Below are 23413 nucleotides of genomic sequence, written 5' to 3' on the forward strand. Positions count from 1 at the left end.
AACTTGACTGGGTGCCGCCAAGCCTCGTGATACGTGACCTGAAGCCCGGTGACTCGGATAGCGCGACCTTCACCTTACACAATGACAATCCCGTGCCCATCGAGCTCCAAAGCGCCACGTTCCGCCAAGGCGAGTTGTTCACCGGGTCCGACCCGCTCATCGTGGATTTCGCACTTTCTGCGTCCGACGCCTGTCCGCAGAATCCGAATGCCCTGCCGCCCGGCGCAACCGCAACCGTGACGTTGACGGCTTCGCTGCCCGCCACAGCAGGCAATGAGTACCAGGGGCTCTCTGGGATCGCGGTCCTGAGTGTGACCGCGACTGAGGCTTCAGGGTGCGGCGCCACGACCGCTGCACCGGACGATGAGCTGGCGATCACTGGACTCGATGTCACGCTGCCCACGCTCATCGCAATCGCGCTCCTCTTGGTAGGCGGGGTCATCCGCTCGCGCCGCCGGCGGATTGGGTCGGCGTCGAATGCCTAAGGCGTGGCCGTGGTTCGGGCTCCTTCTGGCCGCGCTCGGTCTCGCGGCTATGACGGGCGGCGTCACTCAAACCAGTGCCTCGTTCACCGACGCCGGGTACGTCGACACCGAGTTCGCGACCGTCCCGGCAGTCGAGCTTGATTTCGTTGGTCTTGACGCGGGGGAGACGTACTCGCTTGGCTGGACGGCGGATGGGCGCCTCTACTCATGGGGGGCGAACGACCGGGGTCAGCTCGGCCTCGGCGACGATGCGCCCCGCACAGTCCCAACTCAGGTCATCATGCCTGAGGGTGCGCAGGTTGCGCGTGCCAGCGCCGGTATCAACACCTCGATCGCCGTCACTACGACGGGGGAGGCCTACACCTGGGGAAACCCTGACGTTGGGGGCAACACGAGCACACCGACGCGCGTGGAGGCCCTCGTCGGAGAGGACATTGTCGGCGTCTCCTCGGGCGGGTATTTCTATCTTGCTTGGACTTCTGATGGGAGCCTCTATTCGTGGGGTGAGCCTGGCGGAGGGCGACTTGGGCGTGGTGGAGACGCGCAAGTTCCGGGGCGCGTGACCGCGCAGGGCGTCAACACCTTGGCGGTCACGACCGCCGACGCCGGTCGTTTCTTCGGGACCGCGTCATTGAGCGACGGCGCGACTGTGGTGATGTGGGGTCAGGACTATTCGGGCACCGGGGGAGTGACGGCGTCGGGTCTTCCCGCCGAGTCCCCGACGGCCGGGCTTTCAGCCGGGAACAAGTTTGTCTTTGCGTGGACGGAGAACGGTGCGCTCTACTCCACGACGACATCCGCCTTCGCCCTGGTCTCACCGCCCGCGAACATCATCGGTGCTGAAGTGACCATCCAAGCTGCCGGTCCCAGTTCGTACTTCGTGTGGCGCAGCACTGGTGAGTTGTTCTCCTGGGGGTCGAATTCCGCCGGACAACTCGGGCTCGGCGACACCGTCGATCGTTCCACTCCCACTTTGGTCACGCTACCCGCGGGCGCACAACCTCTCAGCGTCGCCGCTGGTGGCGCGCATGCCCTTCTCGCCGCCGGGAATGGCACGTTCTCGGCCGCTGGGTCGAACGGCTTAGGCCAACTCGGCACGAACGATACCGTCGGCAGAAACACCTTTAGCACACCGGTCCTCATTGAGCGGTGGCCATGACGACCACCAGCACCCGCTCCGGCGTGCCGGCAGCGACTCCCGCTCCGACTCCGATGAGGCGCGTACCAGGGGTCATCTTAAACGTGTTCGCAATCCTCGGGGTACTGAGCCTGCTCGTTGCTGTCGTCGTTTGGTTCGCCGGAGCTCGAATCGTCGTCTTCGCCTCGGGATCGATGGCGCCTGCGATACCTGCGGGGGCGATCGCGCTCACCGTCCCTGCTCCGACGGACGAGCTCCAGACCGGGGACATTATCACCGTGCAACGTCCCGGCGACGGACATCTCGTGACGCATCGCATCGTAAGGATCGAATTCAGCGGCGCCACATTCGCCACGCTCCGCGGGGATGCGAACAGTGTCGAAGACGCCACGCCCTATCCGCTGGGATCGACAACCCAGCGGGTCGTGTGGGCAGTCCCAGAGGTCGGCAAGGTGGTTGCTCGCATCCAGTCGCCTTGGTTGCTTGCAGCCGTCGCCGCACTGCTTGTCGTCCTCGCACTTCCCACCCGGGCATCATCGTCGGCCCCGCCATTCGGTACCTCTAGCGGGAAGAACACCGACCGACCGAAGCCACGGTGAGGGGGCGTTGGTCACGAGGGCAACGGGGCGCTCCACGCGAACTTGGACACCGGGGTGAACGTGTTGGCATGGGTTGGAAGGGTACATGGACGTCGACGGGCAGGCTCGGCCGTGGATGTACGGTTGGGAGCTCGAAATCGCCGGCGAAGGGGCACCCACGTCACTCGCCTTGACCGAGCGGTGCAGCAGGTCTTGGACTATCTCGAGGGGACGAGACTCGGGAAGGTGACCGTCCACGCGGAGATCGGCACGAGCGGCGACGAGGTCAGCGCCGTTTGAGCGGCGGTGCGGTCATCATGGGGTCTCTCGGTGAGGTGTCTCGCAGTTCCCAAATGGGCGGCGCATCGACGTCGTCGCTCGCACGTTGGACGGTCAGGGAATTGGATCAGTTGAATGTTGAGGCGCTCGGGCTGCCCCGAATGAAGCAGATCCAGTGAATCACTGGGCTATTTGAAGGCTTCACGTCGCTGAGCCTTAGTGGAGCAGTCGGTGACCTGTACGGCGTCTGGGACGGAGCGACTTATGCGTTCGGAGCCACCGCCACAATCGTCGTTCGCCCTGTGCGCGTCGTCGTGTCGGGACTGGCTCGGCGGGGGGTCAGATGCGAATCTTGATTGCTTGTCTTCGGGTCGTGACGCCGAGCTTTCGGTAGATCGATCGTTGGTGGGTCTTGATGGTGTTGAGAGAAACGTAGAGCGCTTCAGCGATCTCGGTGGCGGTCATGCTTGTTCTGAGGAGGTTCAAGATCTCGCGTTCTTTGGGGGTGAGGTGGGCCGCAGCTTCTGAGTTGGTGTCGTGGCCGGTGAGGAGTTGCCCGATCCAGGTCTCGTGCCGGGATCCCCATTTTGCGTGGAGTTCGAGTGCGGACCTGACTGCGGGGTCATGAATCGAGAACGGTAGGGCGATCTTCTCGGGTTCGGCGAGGTCGAGTGCGTGCTCGAGTTCGATGTGCGCGGCGCGGTCTCGGTTTGACTGGAACGCGGCCAGGGAGCGGGCCAGACCAGCAGACACGGCCACGTAACGGGGATGGTCGAGTCGGCTGCTGAGGACTTGGAGTGCGTGCTCGAACTCGGCTGTGAGGCCGAGGTGGCGGTAGAGATTTGCGAGCTTTACGAGCACGGTTGGGGTGCTGACGTCTAGCGGGATGGTCTGCGCGACTGATTTGGCAATGTCTCGGCGTCCGGCAGCATACGCGAGCAGAGCTTGTGCGAGCCGTGTATAGGCTGACCACGGCAGGCCGTGTGTCTCCTTCGTATCGATCCGCGTGACGCGCGTTGCGGCATCGGCGATGTCGTTTGCGTCACGAGATTCGGCGGCGGTGAAGGCCTCGAACACACTCGCGAGCGCGCCGTACGGGAGTGAACCGTCGCCATGGGCGCGCGCAGCGAGGAACTTGGTGCGCGCGGTTTGGAGATCGCTCTGCCAGTAGGCGATGAATCCACGGCAGAAGTCCTCGAGGCCCCCGTCGTAGGTTTCCCACTCATCGGATGGGATGGCGTCCAGTTGCCCGAGAGTGTGCTGGGCTTCAGTGAACTGTCCGTCGTAGGCGAGCGCGAAACTGAGGTTAGCTGCTGCATGTCGTGCGATCCTGGTCAGTCCTTGCGCACTCGCCTCGCGGAACGCTGATCTGAGGAATCGTGCGGCGCCACCGCTCTCGCGGCGCAGACGGAGTTCGGTCCAGCCGATGAGGAACAACAGCCCCACCGCAGTGTTGGCCGGTATCGGTTCGGTCCGCAGCCGGTACTGGAGGGCATCGCAGGCGCTTCTCAGCATGCCGGCGGAGTGCGCCGTCAACAGGACCGCAACCTCACTGACGAGACCGACTTCCCTGGCGTGTTCGGTATCGAGATGCTCAGCCCGTTCTCGAAGGATGACGGCTTTGAGCTCGTCACCGACGATCGCGGCGCAGCAGGCACGAAGGGCGATGACGAATGGGTCGGCCGCGAGCTCTGCCGGGAGCCGTTGGCAAATGGAGTCCAGGGTGGAGGCCTGTCCTTCGAGGACGAGGGACAACCAGCTGTTCCGAATCACCTCGAGTGCGAACTCGAGGTCCTGAGCGCGGATGGCGTGGTCGATGGCTTCATGCGGGCGGGACATCGCGAGGGATCGGGCTGCGATGGCGTTGAGTTCGCGGTATCTGGCTGGGTCTTGTTGGAGGACGCGTCTCCGGCAGTGCTCAGCGAAGAGGTCGTGCCAACGGTACTTGGTCTCGAGACCGTCATGGAAAACGTCGATGAGCAGACCAGCGCGGACGCATGCGTCCGCAATGTCGTTCGCATTCTGCTGCCCGGTCAGCGCCGCCGCAAGATCGACGTCGAATGTCGAGGTGATCGAGGTTGCGGCGACGAAGTCCTGGAGATCCACGGGGAGCTGGTCGAGGGTGCGGTCGAACAGTGAAGCGAGTTGATATTGGGTGGCGGGATCTTGTTCGGGCTGGTTCAGGAGGAGGATGCTTCCGGCAGCCCATCCGCCGGTGAGTGCGTGGATCTCCTCCGGGGAGTAAGCACCGTCTGCCTTGCTGATGGCTTGCTCGAGTTCATCGGAGTCGAAGTCGAGCACCGTTCGGTCGATCAGCGCCGACCCACCCGTGAGATCCATCGCCGCCGCGGCCCGGGAAATCAGCACGAATCGGGTCTTGACGGTCGAGTTGATGAGTTCTTCAAGGCCGGCCAACGCATCGGATGATGTGATGCGATGCAGGTCGTCGATCACCACGGTGGTGGAGTCTGCGTTCTCCTCGAGAAGGGTCGCTACCTCGCGGATCGAACCCGGGGGGCGGGTCGGCGCAGCGTCGGAGGAATGCTCGTGGGTCCGGTGTGCGGTCGCGATGAGCCGCACGAGATCGAAAGGGCTCTGGTCGAACCGGCTCGCCGTCAGCCAGATGACAGGATGTTGCTGGGTGCGCGCCCATTCTGCGCACGCGGTGGTCTTTCCGGATCCGGCGGGAGCGATGACGAGGATGGTACGAGCGCGGGAACGGGCTGCATTGATCTGCGCGACGATGCGTGGCCGGGAGATCGCGTTTGGTTGTTCGGCGGGTTGAGCGGTGTGTTCCCGGTTGACGGGCTTCCACCCCGGGACTGGTGCGGGCATGTGTGAAGGCTATTCCTCTGTGCGGGCAACTTAGAGAAAGAGGAGGGGGCAGTTCAAGCCTGAACTGCCCCCCTTCGGTACGAGTGCGGGCTACTCGGCAACCTTCCGGCGTCGGGTGACGAGGAACGCGATCAGGCCAGCTGCGATTGCGGCAAGGGCTGCAGCCGAGCCAGTCATCAGATCGACACCCGTGTGAGCAAGCCCGGCCGCCTCGGACGGAGCTTCGTTCGGTGTCTCAACGGTCGGGGCACCAACCACCTCAAGGTCATACTCCTTGGTGACGGTGCCGGCGCGCCCCGTCACGGTCACGCTGAAGTGGCTTGAGCCGATCGTCGTCGGCGTTCCGCTGATGATTCCAGTTTCCGGATCGAGGCTGAGGCCGGCAGGAAGCGTGCCCGCCGTGACTGCATACTCGAACGGGCCGGTTCCAGTCACTGTGATCGCGTGCTCGTAGTCCTCGCCGAGGATACCTGCCTCGGGGGCGGGTGAGGTGATGACCGGCGGCGCGTAAACAGGGACGTCGTACGTCGCCGATGCCGTGCCGCCCGGGCCGGTGACGGTGACGGTGAATGAATACTCGCCGATCGTCGTCGGCGTGCCGCTGATAGTCCCGGTCTTCGTATCCAGGGTGAGTCCGTCAGGCAGCGCACCGTCGCTGATCGAGTACTCGAGCGGGCCGGTACCGGTCGCGGTCACCGTGTGCGAGTACGCGGAGCCCGTCACGCCGGCGTCCGGTGCCGCGGAGGTGATCTCGGGGAGGGTGAGCAGGCTGACCCTGTAGATGGGGTCCTTGGGGGCCAAGGCGTCAGCAGCCGCGGCGAAGACGTCACCATCGGCGGGGTTGATCGCTAACTTCCAGGGGTTCTCGACGGAATTGACGGACTGCACTAGTTCACCGGTTACAGTGTCGATCACCTCCAGCTGCCCGTATAGGCCAGAAACGAACAGTCTGTCCCGCTGCGAGTCAACTTCTACGTCGAACGGGAGTGCGAATCCTTCGAGCGTGTCGACGATCGCGCCTGCCTCTGGGTCGATGATCGCAACGCTGTTCTCAAGGGCAACATAGACCTTTGAGGACTCCGGGTCCGCCGAGATCCCGGTGGGTGCCTCGGGCAGTGGCACGTTCTTCAGCACGGTGGATGTCGCGGTATCGACGATGGAGATCGACGATTGGAAGTCGTGGTTCCCGACATAGAGCTCGCCGCGAGCTGGGTTCGTTTCAAGTTGCCATGACGTCGGCAAGGTGGGCCCAAACGTGATTGGGGCGAGGACCGCGTAGGTGCCTGCATCGATGACCGTGACGTCCGATTCGAATTGGCCGGACACGAAGACATGATCGGCCCCCTCGTCGTACCGGATGTACTGCGCCATCGACACCGGTATCGAGGCAAGTTCGTCAAATGTGGCAGCGTCATACGCTGTGACGGTCTCTGCGCCAAGGTTCGCCACCCACACGATGTTCCGGGCCTCGTCCACCGTTACGCCGTGCGGCGTGGATTGCGTCGGGATCCTTCCGATGATGTCGTTCGTGCTGACGTCGATGACGGCGACGTGATTCTGCTGGGGGACGGCGGCATAGAGACGGCCATGAGTAGCGTCGAGGGTCATGGTGCTGCTCCCGCCACCGGTGCTGATCTCGGCGACGACCGTGTAGCTGGTGGCGGCCTGTGCGGGCTGCTCGACTGCGCCTGTGAATACCAGCGAGAGTGCAATAGCACTGCCAATACGGGCGCTCTTGCGCTTGAACCTACTGCTCGATGAGCTCATGAAAATCCTTAATGAGGCCGAGCGACCATGTCGAGGCGCTGAACATGTGGCGTCTCAAGGGGGGGGGGGGGGCGGGGGGACTCTAGGCCTGACGAATCGAAAACTGGGCGATGGTAACGACGGCTGTTCGGTTGCAGCGCCGGGTAGCTGGCCGAATCCGCAGAGGCGGAACCTATGGGCCGCCCGCCCAATTGAACCCGCGGTATTCATCCGAGCGAAACGCGGGCGCCGATCCGTGGGCCCAGATCATTCTCTTTGGGTGAGATCGCGACGCCACGCCGCCCCCTTTGTCGTCGAGGGATAGGTCGAGACTTCGAATCACCATTCCAGGGCGTGCCATCCATTACGAACATGATCCCAATTCGTCGTTGGCCCTGGCGTCCCTGTACGCGGACACGACTGCAAGGCTGCCCCTCACTCGGAAAGGGTGAGTTTCCGGTTTCCGACACAGCTGATGCTTGCTTCGAACGTTGATCTCGAATCGACTGTACAGGCGCCAGTCTTGGCGATTTCGGGTATCGGAGGTGGAACGGGCTTTCTCGCCTCCGTCGGTCGGCACCCAGGGCAATGGGTGCCGACCGCTCTCCACAGGACCCGAGCGCCGCCGGCTGCCTTCATCGCACGCTGACCGCATCCATGGAGGTACTCAATGCCTGCGTATCAGACCCGCCACCAAGTCGGACGACAGTCCGTCCGTGCTGGCGTGTTGCGCCATCTCGGGGAGGGGTGGCGACATCAGAGCCTTCGCTCCGCTGCATGGGAGGGCCCGGACGGAGCTGAGGGAATCTGCATGCTGCTATCGGTAGGCGACTTACTTAATTGTCGAGGGCTGAGTACTGATGGTCGGCGTTGTGATCTTGGGCTATCGGGTGGGCTGGTTTGCTTGAGTCCGTTCGGCTGTGATGTGTCTGTTGGCACGCGCTTGCGGGGTATCCGTGAATTGCGTAACGGTCGTATCGTCCCAACTAGGAGCGCTGGCCGCCGTCTTCCTTGCCTGAGGGGAGCGCCGCCGCCAGTTGGAGGAAACCGAACTAATGCCCCCCCGTTCCCAACCTTCTGGTCCAGATGCAGTTCTGTGGCCAGCGTGGAGTTCTCATGAGATCTGATGCTGCTGCACGTTTCGTGCGCTTGTCGCGGCCACCTGCCGCTCGAGTGTTGCTCGCATTCTTTGCGATCGCGCTCGTGTTTACGTCGTTGCTGATCCCGACCGCGGCGTTCGCTGCACCTGGAACAGTGTCGGAGGTGACCGTTTCGGTTGCCCAGGACGGGTCGGAACCGTTGGTGCCGGCGTACGACGATGGTCTGCATAACTCTCGTGTTGCGACAAACGATCTGGTTCGTTGGACGGTGACGGGCAATGTCACGCTTGCGGGTGAGGTCACGTATACGTCGACGCTGCCGGTGGGGATGGAGTGGGACTCGACGTCGACGGCTTCGACTGTCTGCAATGTGTCGGGGACGCTTTCTGCCGATAAGCGGACGTGGACGTGTACGCGGGATGCGGCTGCGGGTGTGGAATCCTTCGAGGTTGCCGCGTGGGTGGGGAGTGTCGCCAACGGGGCGGTCCTCGAGCCGACGGTGACGGCGGGTGCCGCATCGGGTACCGCACCGGGGGTCACAGTTGTCGGTGAGACGAAGACCGAGCTTCGTGTGTGGAGCGATAACTTCAATCAGGCGGTGACGCACAACGGTCAGGACGGCGCGTCGTTCCGGTTGGTCGCGCAGCCTGGCGCGACGGTCACGGATGGGAACGTTCGTGGCTTGCAGGCGTTGACTTCACCGCTCACCTTCACGATCTCCGTTCCCCCGGAAGCGGTGGTCATGTCGTCGGCCATGCTGGGTGGTTCAGGGAGTCTCCAGGTGGAGCAGGCTGGGCCCGGCCAGGACGTGCACGTCACCATCACGGGCGCGACCACGGACTTCTTGCATGCAACGACTGCGGCTTCGCAGCCGGCCACGTACCGAATTATCCCGTCGGTGCCGCAGTTCTTCATCTTCATTCCGAACGATCCGACTCTGCCCGCTGGGCAGGCCACCCGGGTCACGACGCAGGTCAAGGCATTCGACCCGACGGGGCTCGATGGTTCGAGTAACTTCGGCGACGGCTACGCGTCGGGCCAAGACCCCGCATACACCTGCCCGACGACCTCAGCCGTGGGCTCACAGCTCGCATGCTCGGTGTGGAACATCGACCGCACCGGCGGTCTTCGCCTCGTCGGCAACAACGCCGGCGCGACCGACACCCTGAACTGGCCCCCCCGCTATCTCCTTGGAGATCCTCACTCGTATCCGACGGGGCAGGAGAAGCTCGTCCCGGGCGCAGAATTCGTCGCTCACTTGGGCATGGGGAATCGAACGAGCGCGTCCGAGTCGGCGACATCGCCGCGTGCGTGCGTGACGTTCGACAATGCGTTGCTGACGCTCAACGGCACGGCCGTGCCGAAGAAGGCGGGCGCCCCCGTTACCGCGGTCTACTCCGGGGGCGGCGCTGCGCTGGCGCCGGCGGATTACGTCCTGGAGTACTCGGCGGCCGAGTATGCCGGCGATGCTGATCGACGTGGTGTTGATTGCGGCACGGCAGGCGATGGTGCGACCGGTTGGGTCACCGACCCGTCGACCCTGCCCGGGGGGATGGCGTCGGTGACGAGTGTCCGGGTGCTGTCGAGCATCACGCTCGATCCGGGGGTGTCGCTCGGGCTGAGCGTCCCGTTCAAGCGGACCGTCACGGACGCCTCGCTCGCGTTGCCGGTCGATGCGCCGGTGCCGTGGTTCTTCCAGTACGGCACCGCGGAAACGCCGCTCGTGAAGTCGGCCTATCCGAGCGCTGGTTCCTCGGTCCAGCGCGCGGATGGTGGGTACATCCAAGCTGTGCCGTCGCTGGTGCGTGCAACGACGGCCATGGCGGATGCGTCCATCGATCCTGGTACTAGCACGAGCCTGATCGTCCGCCCCTTCATCATCGCGCCTGTCGGGGAGGGCATCACGACGTCTGCTGACGACATCACCCTCGCGATCACGCTGGACAACGCGTGCGTGACTCCGGTTCCCTCGACGCTTGACGCACTCGTGGCGAGCGGAGTGATCGAGTCCTATGAGCTCACGCCTGCTGACGCTGGCGCTGACGGGATCTCCTGCACCGCCGATGACGGGGCACCTGCGAGCATCACGCTCGCGCTCGGGACTCGTGCAGCGCCCGGCGGGCCGTCAAACCTCACGGGGAGCTACGCTAACTACGCGGGACATCAGGTCAACCTTGGCGAATTCTCCATCGGGCTGTCGTCTGCGCCGCTGACGCCTTCCGGGACGACGGTCACCGCCCAGACGGTCATCGCGGCGACCACCGATACGAGCGTTGCGGTCGCTGGTCCCGGTATGGGGGGCTCTTCGAATTACTCGACGGACCGCACGGTGACGTCTTCGGTGGTTGTGACGGGGGTCGCGGCTCTGACGGGGACGAAGACGTCGGTCACGTCGGAGCCTGGTCTTCTGGCACCGGGTGAGGTCTTCAGTTACCTGCTCACGTGGGGCAATGGGACGTCGGACACCTCCGGTCCGGGCATCTTCGTCGACGTCCTCCCGTTCGACGGTGATGGCCGTGGAACTCTGGGGCTGGGTTCCGCGGGGCTCGTGATCGAGAGTGTCACCGCGGCGATGAGCAACCCTGCGGTGATGGGCGATGTTGCTGTGGAGTACACGACAGACGCTGCCGAAGGCGTTGCCGACGCGGTGAGCCAGGACGGGAACGAAGACGGGCACAGTGGTATCAACTGGGCCACGGGCGAGCTCCCGGACTCCGGGGTGACCGCTCTGCGTTTCGTGATGTCGGGCAATCTGGAACCGGGCTTCGCCGGAACGGCGACGATCTCGCTGCGCGCCCCCACTCTGTCGATCGGTGGGTCTATCATCAACGACCTCTACGGGCGCACGGGTGCCGTGAACGGGGATCCTGCAACGGCGAAGAGCTTCCACGCAGTCTCCCCGGCGCAGCTCACGTCGACGGCCGCCTCCCTCGGAGGGACCATCATCCGGGATCTTGATCTCACGGGTGGGATTTCCGCCGAGGATGGCCCGTGGCCCGCGGCGGGTGGCGTGGTCGAGATCGTTGACGCGATCTCGGGCGTGGTGGTCGCGACGACCGACGCCGCAGCTGATGGTTCGTACAGTGCGCTCGTGCCGCCCGGCACATACCTCGTCCGGCTCGCTGACGGTTCGCACGACGGCTGGGTGCAGATTGAGCCTGGAACCTGGGACCTCGAGGCCGGCGATGTGGTCGACGACTTCGACCAGCTCTACGGGGAAGACATCCCTGACCCGGTCCTCGAGGACGATGCCGCCGCAACGCATCTCGGTGATTCGGTCATCATCGATGTGACCGCGAACGACACCTTCAAACTCCCGTCGATCTCGGAGGGCTCGTTGCCCCGTGACGGTGTTGCGCTCGGTGACGTTGTGCCGGCCCACGGCACGGTCGAACTGACCGCACCCGCGGGTGACAGTGAGCAGTCGCAGCTCCGGTACACGCCGCCCGCGGACTGGCCCGAAGCGTTTGCGGATGAAGACTCGTTCGAGGACTCGTTCACCTACACTTGGACGAACGCCCTCGGTGTCACCGAAACCGCCACCGTGACGGTGACCGTGTTCAAAGCACTCGTCGCCGTCGATGACGAAGCACAGACACACACCGAAGACCCGGTTTCGGTCCCGGTCCTGACAAACGATTCAGGCTCGGCGATCAACGTGACTGCCGTCAGCGTTCCGACGAGTGGAACTGCGGCCATCCAGCCTGATGGCACAGTGCTCTACACGCCGGCTGAAGGTTTCGCGGGTGTGGCATCGTTCGAGTACACGATCACGGACGCCCTTGGCGTGACGGGCACAGCAGAAGTGCAAGTCACGGTATGGGGGCCGCCGCAGCCGCCGCGCCTGGAGTCGAGCACCAACATGGAAGTGCCGGTGTCGATCGATGCGTGGAGCATCGATGAAGCCACCGGTGCAGCCGAGTACCGACTCCCGGCCACGACCGTGTCGGTCGAGAACGGTGCGAACGGGACCGCCGAGCTCCTCGAGGACGGCACGATCAGGTACACCCCGAATGCCGGCTTCGTCGGCGACGACGAGGTCACCTACACGGTGCGCGATAGTGCGGGTCGTGAAGCGACCGCGGTGTGGGTGATCCATGTCCTCCCGATCGATGTTCCGATCCCGCCGACCCCGACCGATCCTCCGGTGGAGAAGCCGACCCAGCCCGTCGAGTCGGGCATGGCATCGACTGGTATCGATGCCCTGAGCATGCTGCTTGCAGGAGGCGTCCTCGCCGGCGCCGGGATGGTGTTCCTCATCCTCCGGCGGCGCAAGACCGCGAAGTAGATGAGGTGGCCCGGCAGGCCAGAACAGGCCGCCGGGCCACCCATCCTCGCAGTACATCCTCTGCCGCGCCCCCTCAACGCCGATATCGCCGAACCCGCGATCCGGCGGTGCGGGGGCGCGCCTCCATGACACGGCACGCACGAGGATCGCGCTCGATCACGCTGCGGTGTCTCCCTGTGTGGACCCATCGAACAAGAGAGCCCTCATGACCCAAACCCTCCGAGCTCGTGCTGGCAAACGACGACCGCGTCGGATGCTTCTCGGGATGGCAATGATCCTCGGAACAGCTGCGTTCACCGGCTGCGCGTCATCCCTCGCCGACCAGTGCTCATCGGCCGACAACGTCGAAGAGGATCGCGCCTGCCTCACTGAGACGCTCGAGGAGCTAGCACCTCTCATCGGTGGTGCGAACACGTCCGAGGAGTTACAAGTCCGCTGGGCGGACTTCGAATGCGCAGAAGTACCCGGGACCGCGGTCGTTGGGACAACGAACATCCCTGCCCCGCTCGACCCCGCCGATCAGGACCTTGTCGACCCCGACGAAACACTCCGCGACGTCACGGCTCACCTCGCCGCCACCGGGTGGGCCCAGATCATTGGCCCGACAACATCAGGAGCCTCCCAATACGCCATCACGGCGTTCGAGTCGGCCGATCAGAAGGGCCACGCCGGCCGTGCAGCATGGCTGACGTTCTACCCCGTGAACGGCGAATCCGAGCCGATGTACAAACTACAACTCCGCTCAAGCTGCAACTAGGCCTTGTGAACACGATCGCGCGTCGTTGCGAGCGATTCCCCCGTCAAGTTGCCCCAGTACTCAATCTGCTGCTGTGGCCACTGCACCGCAGCTCAATGATGCGTACTCGTGGAACGAGCTTTGCACGATTGGTATGTCGATGAAAACGGAATGGGTTCGCGATCCTCGACAAGGCGCGCAGCCCGGGGGCCGTGGCTGTGCGCCGACGATATGAGCCCCGGCGCACTGCTTCGGAAATGTGCGCTGGGCTCAGATCAAGGGTGGCGGTCCACGGTCGGACAAGGCGGACGCCACCTCCTTGCCCAATTCGGAACGGGAGGATGTTGTGGCAGGTGAATCCACATCGATTCAGCACCGTCAGGCCACCACGTCGTAGATGCCCACCATCTCACCGCTCCCACAGCCCAAGGCACTCCTCGCCAACACGTCTTCCGATCGAACTCGGCCACCGCTCGGTGTCTGCTCAAGGGAGTCCTCCCCGCCTGCATCGCCGTCGCTGCTCACACGCTCACTTGGCATGGTGCTGTCGCCAGGAACAAGTGGGTATTCGACGCTCGGCCAAAGAACGAGAACTGGGCCCACCCCACCGCCGGCGCAGACATCCTCGCCATGATCGTCGCCGCGGTCGCCGCCGTCATGGCGGTCATCGGCATCCTGCCCCAGGAGATTCGCCTCACCCGCCGCGAACGGGTTGATACGAGGGGCCTGCGGCCAACGGCCAACGGCGCGATGGACGTGACCGCGGACCTCGAACACGACCAAAGTTCACTACGCAAGACACCGGCCGCGCGTGTCTCGCGAAGCAGCATGACCCCTGCGACAAGCAGGAATGGGAGGCTGCAGTCGAAGCGTGCGATCGTGCCGATGGATGGGTGGTTTGAGTGGACGGGGGAGAAGGGTGCCAAGGTGCCGCATTTCATCCATCATCCGGACGGGCAGACGCTCGGCGTCGCCGGCCTCTACTCGTGGTGGTTGGACCGCTCGAAGCCCGAGGACGACGACATGAGGTGGATGCTGACCGCGACCATCCTCACGTCCGATGCCGTCGATGAGCTCGTCGGCATCCACGACCGCTCTCCGGTACCGCTCCCACGTGAACTCTGGGATTGGTGGCTTGACCCGTCGCTCGTCGGCGACCAAGCGATGGTCGACGACGCCGTGAAAGCCGCGCTCCCGATCGCGGAACAGCTCGACGTCTACAGCGTGCGACCGTTCAAGGTCGGGCAGGACGGGCCCGCACTCATCGAGCCGGCCGAGTAGCGAAATGGCTGGGAAACCGCGGGTCCACGAGATCGCGAGCGAGCACCAGGTCAATTCCAAAGTAGCCATGAGCTTGCTGAAGGAGATGGGCGAGTACGTCAAAGGCCCGAGCAGCTCGATCCAGCCCCCGGTTGCGCGACGGCTCTCTGCCGCTTTGCAGGCCGCGGGGCATCCAAAGGTGGATCGTCGGCCTGCAATGCAACTTCCTCGCGTGACGGCTGAAGCCGCCGCGGGGCTTGTGGGTCAACTTCCGCATGCGATGCCGGAGTTCCTGGCGCTGCTGCTCGATGGGCTGCAGCGCACGGAGCCACGAGCGGGAGATGCGATCAGTGCCGCAACCAAGCACCGGTACTTCGCGATGTTCAGGCGGCACCCGGAGCAGGCCTCGCCGAGCGCCGAGCTCGACCTACCTCGACCAAGCGGCGTTGCACTGTTCCTCACCGAGGAGGCCCCATGGAGCGGCCGCCTCCTTGCGTGGTCACACACCAGTGACCAAACAGTCACCTCCATGCGTCTCGGGCTCATCGTCGCTGACCACGGGCGCGGCGCCAAGCTCAGAATCACGAACCACGAAGAGGAGCAGACGGGCGCCGTAAACGGATCCCTTCGCGGACCTCGAGCACGACGGTCGGCGCTCAGTGACGACATTCGCGCGGTGTGCCGCCGCGACTACGAACTGGGAGAGCGCGAGCGGATTCGCGAACGCGAAATCGACGCGGCTGAACGTAGACGGCCTTCGAGTGGACGCACACGCCCCGACGTCAATGTCGTCTATGTCTCTGCCCGAGCCGAACATGGCCCTGGCGAGAAGAGCGCCTCCGCGAACCCCCGCGAGGTCCAGTGGACGGTGCAGGGGCACTGGCGAAGGCAGTGGTATCCCACCAACCAGGAGCATCGACCGATCTGGATCTCGGAACACAGGGCCGGGCGGGTCGATGCCCCGCTCATCGTCCGCGATCGCGTGTACGTTTACGGCGCTAGTTGAGAGAGCGCGCTCTGGTGAAGCGAACGGGTCCCGGCACGCGCGGGCCGAGTCCACGGGGGGACAGTCTCGGCCAAATGTTCGGAATTGGGGGATACCGGCGCGCGGTCTTCTCGGGCGTGCTGCTTCGCGAGGGCGCGCGCATGTCTCTCGGGTAAGGAGACTGGCAGCGCCCGCGGGTTGCGCCCGAGGATTCCCGACGTGTCCCCAACAGCGTTCCTCGGGCGCAGCCCCATCTGCTCTGGACGCGCCTTTTGACGCGCGTTGAGCTGGTTTCAGCGCCGCGGAAGTGCGTCAATACGGGTACTGAATGTGTGCGATGCGGGCGTTGACCTGAGCCGGGTTGACGGCACAATACGGTATGGCTTTTGTGGGTTCACACCCTTGGGGTGGGCGATGGGGGAGTACCCGGTGGGTCGCCGTCGTTGGGTTCTTTTCGGTGGTTGGGTATGCCGGGGTCGCAGCGTTACAGATTCTGGTGTGGAATCCGCTCGCCGCGGTGCCGGGGCGAGCGCTGGCGGAGATCTACGCGGAGGCCGAGGCTGCTGGTCAGTCGCTCACCCCGGTTGTGACAATCCTGATCCTCGGTGCCGGGGGGTGTTTGGCCGGGTTGGTGCTCGGGTTCGCGGTGCGGGGTGTGTTCCCGGGCGTGTGGCTGATGGTGTCTGTTTATCTGCTGTTGCTGGTGTTCGGGGCGCCGGCGTATTTCATTGCGTCGTTTTCCCCGGGGATGTCGCTCGCGGATACTTACATGATCAGCGGTGGTGACTATGCCCCGTGGGGTCATGTTCTGATGCTCGTGAGTGCTGCCGCGTTGGCTGGTCTCGTGGCGATCGCTGTCGCCGCAGTAGTGAGGGGAATGCGTGGTTCGCGGGGCGGGGTATCCGCGGAGCAGGACGGTGCGCGGTGAAGCGGCAGTGTGTGTTGGTGGGTGCGACCGTGTTGTTGCTGACAGGCTGCGCTGCGCCCGAGCCTGAGCCAGTTCCGCAACCGGGCTCGGTGCGGATCCAGATCGGTACGGGTAGCTACGACAACGGGAGCGACCAGCTCCTCGTGACGGTCCACGACAGCACAGGTTCGATCCTCTTTGACGAGATGCTCCCGACGGGATCGGCGACCACGGTCGAGGACGTCGCACCGGGCGAGGTGACCATCGTGGTTGAGGATCATGGCGAGGTCACCGGCCAGATCGATGGCCAAGAGTTGAAGGTGCTCGTCGGGCCGCGGGACCTCACTCTCCTCCAATGACAAACACGAGTATCGCTCCTGCGAGATGGGGGAGCGGTCCGCGCGGAGAAGGGAGTGTCGGATAGTGACAATCGTGTTGCTGGTGATGGCATCTGCGTTCGCGGGGGCGGTGAACGGGCTCACCGACCGGTGGCGGTGGTGGCGACGCCTCCTCGTGGGAGCACCACTGCTTCTCGGGATCATCGTTTGGATGTTGAGCGTCGACTGGGTGCAGTACGGGGCGATTTCGCCTCTCGTGGCGTTGCCGGTGTTGTGGGTGACTGAAGCTCTGGTTCAGCCGGTGGTCTGGCGAAACCATCCCACGCTCGGAAAGCTCGGATACTGGGCCCGGATGGGAGTCCTCTTCAGGACCGGGTGGTGGGGGCCCAAGCTCGAAGAGCACTACCAACCCCGCAAGAAGGCCGACGCAAATCTTCCCTGATCTGTTGGCCCTTTCTGGAGGATCTTGCCTCGGTGGAGTGTGCTTAGTCGGGTTCGTCTTTCCAGTGGACCGGGTCGTTCATGCCGGCGGCCTTCTCGGCTTGGTGGAGGCGGTGTCCGGAGATCATGAATAGTGCGCCCATGCAGGTGCAGAACGCGACCGTCGCCGCGGCTTCGGTGTAGTAGCCGACTGGGTCTGGTGCGATGTAAGTGCCGTTGTCCCAGTTGACGATGGTGGAGACGGCGCCGAGCAGCATGAAGACGGCAAGCCACCAGCTCGTGACGGAGAGGTAGGTACAACGCCACCAAGGCCTGGCCGGGTCGCGGGCTTCACGCGTGCTGCGGAACGCTCGCACGAACAGTGCCCAGAACCCGATCTCAAGGCCGAGCCACAGTAGCGCACCCGTCACGGTGCCTTGCCAGGTGGTAACCGCGGCCGACACGAGTGCGACGTAGAGGACGATAATCAGCGCACGTGTCACGGGCTGCTGCACCCGGAGCGGCCACCAGGCGGGTCGGGTCGTGCGGGGCGTCCGAGGGTTCGACATCGTGCGCTCCCCTGTATTACGGCGGTGTGGGCAGGGTGTGGGTGACGCGGTCACCGCCGCGCCACCCACATCAGGTCATGCCCCGGTTCCCACGGTGCGTGACCTGAGCTCGACTGACAATGTTTGCCCAAGCCAGACGAATCAATCGTGGCCCGCCGCCCGGCTATGGCATGCCCAACCGGTGGTGGATCAGTACTCGCCACCGGCGGGTTCAGTGTCGAGGGTGATGAGGAATCCGGTGCGTTGTTGGATGGGTGGGTAGCTCTGGTCGTGTTCGGGAACGCAGAACCACCCGAACGTCGCGGTCCCCTCGATCCCATATGGCAGCACGGCCGTGTATCCAGCCTCGAGTGCCTCCTCGGGGAGCCCGGCAGCCGCTTCATCCATCTCAACACTGCCCGCATCTTCTGGGGCGTCTTCCTGATCGAGGCGGGGCCGTTCGAGGTGGTCGAGTTCGGTGGCGGATTCGGTGCCCGGGACCTGTGTGTATCCGCCGTCGCCGGCTTCGGAAGTGTAGGTCGCGGTGACTTCCCGGATACGCCGAACGGTCCCGGTCATCGTGATCGTGGGCTTCTCATCGATGGAGTGGCTGACTTCGATGTGGGTGATCTCATCTTCGAACGCATCGAACGTGTAGTCCGGCTCCTCGCTACGGGCGCGGACCGGCATGGTGACGTCGACCCCGACTTCGATGTCGGAACCACAACATTCCCACGCCCACCCGTCGACCCAAACGATCAGGTGTTTATCGGCCCGGGTTTGTCCGAGGGGTTCGGAGTTCGTCTGGGTGGGGTCTGCTTCCTGCATGGGTGTCCTGGGGGTGATCGTTATGCGGCCGAGGTGTGGGTGGCGGCGACCCATTCGGGGTAGTCGTGGTCCTTGCCGATGCTGCAGTAGCAGCTGACCAGGACTCGCTTCCCTGTGGTTGGGTTGTCGTGGTACTCGACGTGGCCGGTTTTGGAGAGCGCGTTGGGCTGGTTCTGGGTCATTGCTTCCTCACAGATGTTGGGGTGGTGGCTCGTCTCGTTGAGGGGCCACCACTTTTCAGGGAGATGGTGCTGACAGTCGGGCGATTCCGTGGCCTGACACACCTTCAGACGAGCCCACCGCCCTGACCTGAAAGGGCTCGTCGAGACCAGCATGGACGCGCCGACCCGGGTGCTCGACGTGCGGCAAGCCCCTTACGTGCCCGGCGTGCGCGATTTGGGTATGAGCGCGGAATGGCGCTGATCAGGGTTCCGGGGCGTGTCTCAGGTGTTGGTGAGTCCGAGGGCTGAGGCGCGGATCTGGAGGAGGGTGGCCTCGGTGATGCCGGCAGCGTTGTTGCGATGGGTGGCCCATTGCTGGGCGTGGTTGAGGTTGGACCTGAATGTTTCGATGTCGCGTGGACGGCGGCCTTCATTTTCGATGAGCCTTGCTCGGGCGTACTGCTCGATCGGGGAGTTGCCTTCGATGCCGAGTTTCAGCGACTCCGGTACGGGGTCGTTGATGGTGCCGAGGATCCTGCTGAGCTTCTCCTGATGCGCGAATACGTCGCCGCGATCGTGGATTGACGCGTGACTTTGTCAACTCAAGTTGGCCCAGCTCTGACGGGTCGATTTGGCCCAAGTTGGATATTCGGGCTTACCGAATCTGATCGAACTGGGTACTGAATCATCCTGGTTGCGTAATGGACGCTCGGTCGGCGTGGTCATGCTGATTGCACGGTCGCTGGCTTCTTCTCCGCTCATGGGGGCACTGTCGGCGCCGTTCGATGTTGAACGGGAAGGAGCACGGATGAGGTTCAAGAGCGTGTGCATGGCGGGCGGGATCGCTGCGCTGCTGGTAGCAACCGGGTCGACGGTGGCGAGTGCTGAGGAGCCGCTGAATTCGTCGCTCGAGGTGGTTGAAGAAGTGGCGCCGGAAGTCTTTGCCGATGCTCATCCTGAGGTTTCGGTTGATGGCTCAACGGCCTCGGCCGAAGTGACGATGCCTGGCGACCCGGCCGAGGTCGTGGCCACGGCAGAGGTCGAGGCTGACGCGAGTTCCATCACAATGGGTGGACTTGTTGGTGAGCCGATCACGCTCACGATCGAATCGGAGTACGACGTTGCCCCCGAGCTTACGGACAGCGGTGAACTCCTCGTAGAGAATTCGTCCGGGATCTCGTCGGTGGCCGTGATCAAGGAAGACGCTTCGGTACAGGTCGCGAGCACGTTGGACGGTCCAGAAGCATCCGAGCGGATTCCCTACGAACTCACCTCCGATGTGCCGACAACGCTTCAGATCACCGATTCCGGAATGGTGCTCCAGCTCGATGCCCAGGGCGAGCTCGTGGGTAGCGTCGCGCCCCCGTGGGCCCGTGACGCGGCTGGTCGTGACGTGCCCACGCACTTTGAAGTGTCGGGCAATGAGCTCGTGCAGGTCGTCGAGCATCACATGAGCGGATTCGAGTATCCGATCGTGGCTGACCCCTACGCGGGGAAGAACCTCTTCGGCGGTATGAGCTACAGCTTCACGAAGAAGGCGTTCTCGATCACGAAGTCTGCCTATGGTGCCAAGATCCACTACCCGACGAACTACTGGATCTTCACCAGTTACGGATGGAAGGAGTTCCTTGCCCGAACTCCGGCGCGTTCGTTTGTGAATACCTCGGTTCACCAGCAGTACGACTGTCATGCCGCGGGCGGCTACTATAACTGGGCGGGCGCGACCTGGGATTTTGAGACCTACCGACCTGCCCGGACGGGTGGGAACTGGGGCTTCGGGTCCGCGATCCATCACTGCAATTGGACGACTGCGAGCCGGTACTGACCGATGAAGAGGGCAGCTCTCTCGATCGTGGCCATGCTGTGCGTGGCCGGTTTGGCAGGGTGTGCTCCAGCGGCGAGTGTCGACCTTCAGACGGTGTTCGATACTGAAGCCGCCGACATCCTGACGAATCAACACGATGTCACGGACACAGCATGCGAAGCCGTTGCGGGGTGCGTGCAAGCCCTGGAAGCAGACCAAGCGTTGATCCTGAAGTTCGACTCTGCTGGATCGGCCGAGTCCGCAGCGCGTGAGGACGATGATCTCGCCGGCGAAGTCTTCGTCGTGAGGTGGTCAGCTGACCCCACCAGATGGAATCGGTCCTTCGTGCTGAATCTGCTCGACACAGCTCATCGCTCCAAGTAACGACAGTCGCGCGTCAGCTGACTTTGGGTATCCGGTCTCCTCCGCGATCAACCAATGGGCGGGGGGTTCCAATCTGGAGCCCCCGCCCATGTCGCGCATCGTCAGTTCAGCCGACGCCCCTCTGCGTCCGGGCGTGGTTGAGGCGGTAGGAGTCGGTGCCGGTTTCGATGATGGTGCCGTTGAACGTGAGGCGATCGATGATCGCTGCACACAGTCTGGGGTCGGTGAAGGTCTCGGTCCATCCGCTGAATGACTGGTTCGACGCGATCGCGACGGAGTTCTTCTCTTCTCGTTCTGTGAGGACTTGGAACAGGAGCTCGGCGCCGCGGCGGTCGAGCTCCATGTAACCGAGCTCATCGATACACAGCAGGTCGACTCGGCCATATCTGGCGATCGTGCGGGCGAGCTGTTTCTCGTCGGCGGCTTCGACGAGCTCGTTCACGAGCTTGGTCGCCAGCGTGTACTTGACCCGGTAGCCCTTCTCCGCGGCCGCGGTGCCGAGCCCGATGAGGAGGTGGCTCTTCCCGGTGCCGCTATCGCCGATCAAGCAGAGCGGGTCGCCACGACGGACCCAGTCGCCGGTCGCGAGTGTGTGGATGGTGGCGGGGTTGATGTTCGGGTTCGCATCGAAATCGAAATCCCCGAGCCACTTCTGCCGCGGGAACCCGGCACCGTTGACTCGACGGATCGTGGACCGGCGGTCACGGTCGTCGCACTCCGCCAGGAGCAGTTCGGCGAGGAACCCTTGGTAGGAGAGCTGCTCGTGATGGGCGACGCGGATTGCTTCGTCCATGACGGCCCGGATCGTGGGCAGCCGTAGCCGGCGGCAGGCTTGGTCGACTGCAGCTTGGGCGGCTTCCTCGGTCATGCCGCGCTGGCGGCGAAGCGTGGTCGTGATGCTCGTGGCGCTGGGACTCATGTGTTCGTCGTTCCTTCTTTCTCGATTGGGTCGATAGGCGCGGCGGGCTGCCGGCGCTTCAAGAGCTCGTCGTAGTGCGCGACTGACGGCAAAGGTCGCCGATCCGGCGGGAGCCCCGCGATGACGGCCTTGGGATCGGTCAGGCGGCGTTGGGTCAGGCTGACAACTCGCTGCTCGCGCACGTCGCGTTGTTCAACGTGATGTCGGCTCAACGTGGCCCCACCCGCATGCAGGCGCGCCTCGACCGCGACGACGTCGGCTGATACAGCGCCCACGGTCAGCGCCGCACGGATCCCGCCGATCACGTCTGCCGCGCGCATGGTGCGGTGCAACAGGAGGACCTCGATCAGCTCGCGGGTGCCGACCGCGTCACCGTTCACCTTCCGGGACTCCTGCCAGAACGCCTCGTGCGCCGCAGTGAACACACCCTGTTCCCGCGCCTTGGCCAGCGCGGTCGATCCGGGGAACGCGCCGGGCTTGTGGCGCAGGACTTCGAGGTAGTGGTCCAGCATGATCGACTCACCACCACGCGCAACGACACGTTCGTGACGAGCGATCTCGGTGCGGCCGTCGAAGATGACGACCTCGGACGCGCGAAGCGATACCCGCACCTGCCGGCCGATGAACCGGGCCGGGACGGAGTACTCGCCATCCTCACCGTGACCAGCGACGACCGATCCACTCGTGGATGCACCACCAACCCTGGGTCGAACCGCTCGGCCGGCAACGGTGCCAGCAGCGGCCGCTCGGTCGCATAGTCGTCCTCGACCTTCGTACGCCGGCTCCCGATCCGTCGCTGCTCGTCACGGGCATCCCAGCCGCGGACGAGCCCGTTGAGCTCCGCAAGCGAGTCAACCTCGGGCGGTGGCGACAGCCAGGTCCGGCGGAACCTGCCGATATCACCCTCGATGCCGCCCTTCTCATGCGCACCCTTGATCCCGGGCTGGCAATAGAACGCGTCGAACCCGTAGTGCGACCGGAACAGCACCCACCGGTCATTCTCGACCCGCTTCCGATCCTTCCCGTTCACGACCGACTTCACCGCCGCGGTCAAGTTGTCGTACCTGATGTGCCGCGTCGGGATCCCACCGATCTCCTCGAACGCATCGATGTGGCCCTCGAGGAACGCTTCCTGCGACTGCGTCGAATACACACGATGGATCGCCTTGCCCGAGTGCGACAACCGCAACGCGAAGAGATGACACTTCGTCTTCACCCCGGCCAATACGACCCAGACCTCACCGAAGTCGACTTCCGCCTCAGCACCAGGAGCATGCTCCTGCGGGACGAACACCTCCGGCAGTCGGCCCGCCTCAGCCTCAATCGCCGGCTTCCGCTTCGCGACGTAGTCGCGCACCGACCCGTACGACACATTCGCGCCGTGCTCGTCCAACAGACGCTGATGAATCCGCGTGACCGATTGCTTCTGCTTCTTCGGCGCCGTCAGGTTCTGGCGCAACATCTCATCCATCGCCGACTTGAAAGGTTCAAGCTTCGATGCGACACGAACCGGCGTCTTCCGGAGTGGCGGCACGGGTGACGCCAAGGCCTGGCGAACCGTCCGACGGTGTACCCGGAAGCGCTTCGACAATGCAAGTACGGACAGCTCTTCAACACGCGCTGCGCGCCTGATCTCGGCGTACAGATCCACTCTCGACCCCAATCGGCGGCCCT

General features: G+C 64.1%; 18 protein-coding genes and 1 pseudogene. 12 read left to right on the plus strand and 7 right to left on the minus strand.

Annotated features, from left to right (window positions below; all coding sequences use genetic code 11):
- The 3 genes from LR269_RS18285 to LR269_RS18295 all read left to right on the plus strand — a co-directional run.
- The coding region (locus tag LR269_RS18285) for a hypothetical protein (RefSeq protein WP_231432404.1) at nucleotides 1-485 on the plus strand (485 nt) is incomplete at its 5' end.
- Between the two features lie 49 nt (nucleotides 486-534).
- A complete protein-coding gene (locus LR269_RS18290; protein WP_231432405.1) occupies nucleotides 535-1644 on the plus strand; it encodes a hypothetical protein in 1110 nt (369 codons plus the stop codon).
- Nucleotides 1645-1727: 83 nt separating this feature from the next.
- Entirely contained in the window at nucleotides 1728-2222 is a 495-nt protein-coding gene (locus LR269_RS18295) for a signal peptidase I (protein WP_231432406.1), read from the plus strand.
- Nucleotides 2223-2819: 597 nt separating this feature from the next.
- On the opposite strand, the gene LR269_RS18300 is transcribed toward LR269_RS18295, so the two are convergent.
- Nucleotides 2820-5315: a LuxR C-terminal-related transcriptional regulator gene (locus tag LR269_RS18300; protein WP_231432407.1), complete on the minus strand. Its 2496-nt coding sequence runs from the start codon at nucleotides 5313-5315 to the stop codon at nucleotides 2820-2822.
- 90 nt (nucleotides 5316-5405) lie between these two features.
- Nucleotides 5406-7082: a putative Ig domain-containing protein gene (locus tag LR269_RS18305; RefSeq protein WP_231432408.1), complete on the minus strand. Its 1677-nt coding sequence runs from the start codon at nucleotides 7080-7082 to the stop codon at nucleotides 5406-5408.
- A gap of 1095 nt (nucleotides 7083-8177) precedes the next feature.
- Here LR269_RS18305 and LR269_RS18310 point away from each other — a divergent pair.
- From LR269_RS18310 to LR269_RS18340, 7 genes are all read left to right on the plus strand, one after another.
- Nucleotides 8178-12449 carry an Ig-like domain-containing protein gene (locus LR269_RS18310; RefSeq protein WP_231432409.1) on the plus strand — a complete coding sequence of 1424 codons (4272 nt, stop codon included), beginning with the start codon at nucleotides 8178-8180 and terminating at the stop codon, nucleotides 12447-12449.
- Between the two features lie 265 nt (nucleotides 12450-12714).
- Complete coding sequence (locus LR269_RS18315) at nucleotides 12715-13206, plus strand: hypothetical protein (RefSeq protein ID WP_231432410.1); 492 nt, start codon at nucleotides 12715-12717, stop codon at nucleotides 13204-13206.
- A 609-nt stretch (nucleotides 13207-13815) separates the two neighbouring features.
- Complete coding sequence (locus tag LR269_RS18320) at nucleotides 13816-14466, plus strand: SOS response-associated peptidase (RefSeq protein ID WP_231432411.1); 651 nt, start codon at nucleotides 13816-13818, stop codon at nucleotides 14464-14466.
- A gap of 67 nt (nucleotides 14467-14533) precedes the next feature.
- The gene (locus LR269_RS18325) at nucleotides 14534-15451 is read left to right on the plus strand and encodes a hypothetical protein (RefSeq protein WP_231432473.1); all 918 of its coding nucleotides are present in this window, start codon (nucleotides 14534-14536) and stop codon (nucleotides 15449-15451) included.
- Nucleotides 15452-15887: 436 nt separating this feature from the next.
- The gene (locus LR269_RS18330; RefSeq protein WP_231432412.1) at nucleotides 15888-16358 is read left to right on the plus strand and encodes a hypothetical protein; all 471 of its coding nucleotides are present in this window, start codon (nucleotides 15888-15890) and stop codon (nucleotides 16356-16358) included.
- A gap of 17 nt (nucleotides 16359-16375) precedes the next feature.
- Entirely contained in the window at nucleotides 16376-16696 is a 321-nt protein-coding gene (locus LR269_RS18335; protein ID WP_231432413.1) for a hypothetical protein, read from the plus strand.
- An 85-nt stretch (nucleotides 16697-16781) separates the two neighbouring features.
- Nucleotides 16782-17117, plus strand: coding sequence for a hypothetical protein (locus LR269_RS18340; protein WP_231432414.1), 336 nt, complete (start codon nucleotides 16782-16784; stop codon nucleotides 17115-17117).
- Between the two features lie 43 nt (nucleotides 17118-17160).
- Here LR269_RS18340 and LR269_RS18345 read toward each other — a convergent pair whose 3' ends face one another.
- From LR269_RS18345 to LR269_RS18355, 3 genes are all read right to left on the minus strand, one after another.
- On the minus strand, nucleotides 17161-17598 hold the full coding sequence (locus LR269_RS18345) for a hypothetical protein (RefSeq protein WP_231432415.1): 438 nt from the start codon (nucleotides 17596-17598) through the stop codon (nucleotides 17161-17163).
- Nucleotides 17599-17853: 255 nt separating this feature from the next.
- Nucleotides 17854-18471 carry a DUF6578 domain-containing protein gene (locus tag LR269_RS18350; protein WP_231432416.1) on the minus strand — a complete coding sequence of 206 codons (618 nt, stop codon included), beginning with the start codon at nucleotides 18469-18471 and terminating at the stop codon, nucleotides 17854-17856.
- 20 nt (nucleotides 18472-18491) lie between these two features.
- On the minus strand, nucleotides 18492-18653 hold the full coding sequence (locus tag LR269_RS18355) for a hypothetical protein (RefSeq protein ID WP_231432417.1): 162 nt from the start codon (nucleotides 18651-18653) through the stop codon (nucleotides 18492-18494).
- Between the two features lie 339 nt (nucleotides 18654-18992).
- Here LR269_RS18355 and LR269_RS18360 point away from each other — a divergent pair, with 339 nt between their 5' ends.
- Both LR269_RS18360 and LR269_RS18365 read left to right on the plus strand, forming a co-directional pair.
- Nucleotides 18993-19217 carry a hypothetical protein gene (locus LR269_RS18360; RefSeq protein ID WP_231432418.1) on the plus strand — a complete coding sequence of 75 codons (225 nt, stop codon included), beginning with the start codon at nucleotides 18993-18995 and terminating at the stop codon, nucleotides 19215-19217.
- A 223-nt stretch (nucleotides 19218-19440) separates the two neighbouring features.
- Nucleotides 19441-20457 carry a hypothetical protein gene (locus tag LR269_RS18365; RefSeq protein ID WP_231432419.1) on the plus strand — a complete coding sequence of 339 codons (1017 nt, stop codon included), beginning with the start codon at nucleotides 19441-19443 and terminating at the stop codon, nucleotides 20455-20457.
- A 469-nt stretch (nucleotides 20458-20926) separates the two neighbouring features.
- On the opposite strand, the gene istB is transcribed toward LR269_RS18365, so the two are convergent.
- Nucleotides 20927-21739, minus strand: a complete 813-nt coding sequence (istB, locus tag LR269_RS18370) for an IS21-like element helper ATPase IstB (RefSeq protein WP_231432420.1) — start codon at nucleotides 21737-21739, stop codon at nucleotides 20927-20929.
- Nucleotides 21736-23402, minus strand: a pseudogene (gene istA / locus LR269_RS18375) (IS21 family transposase). Before istA ends, istB begins: the two are co-directional and overlap by 4 nt.
- Nucleotides 23403-23413 lie beyond the last annotated feature (11 nt).

Origin of the sequence: Agromyces sp. S2-1-8 (assembly GCF_021129215.1) — a bacterium.
GTDB lineage: Bacteria > Actinomycetota > Actinomycetes > Actinomycetales > Microbacteriaceae > Agromyces > Agromyces chromiiresistens.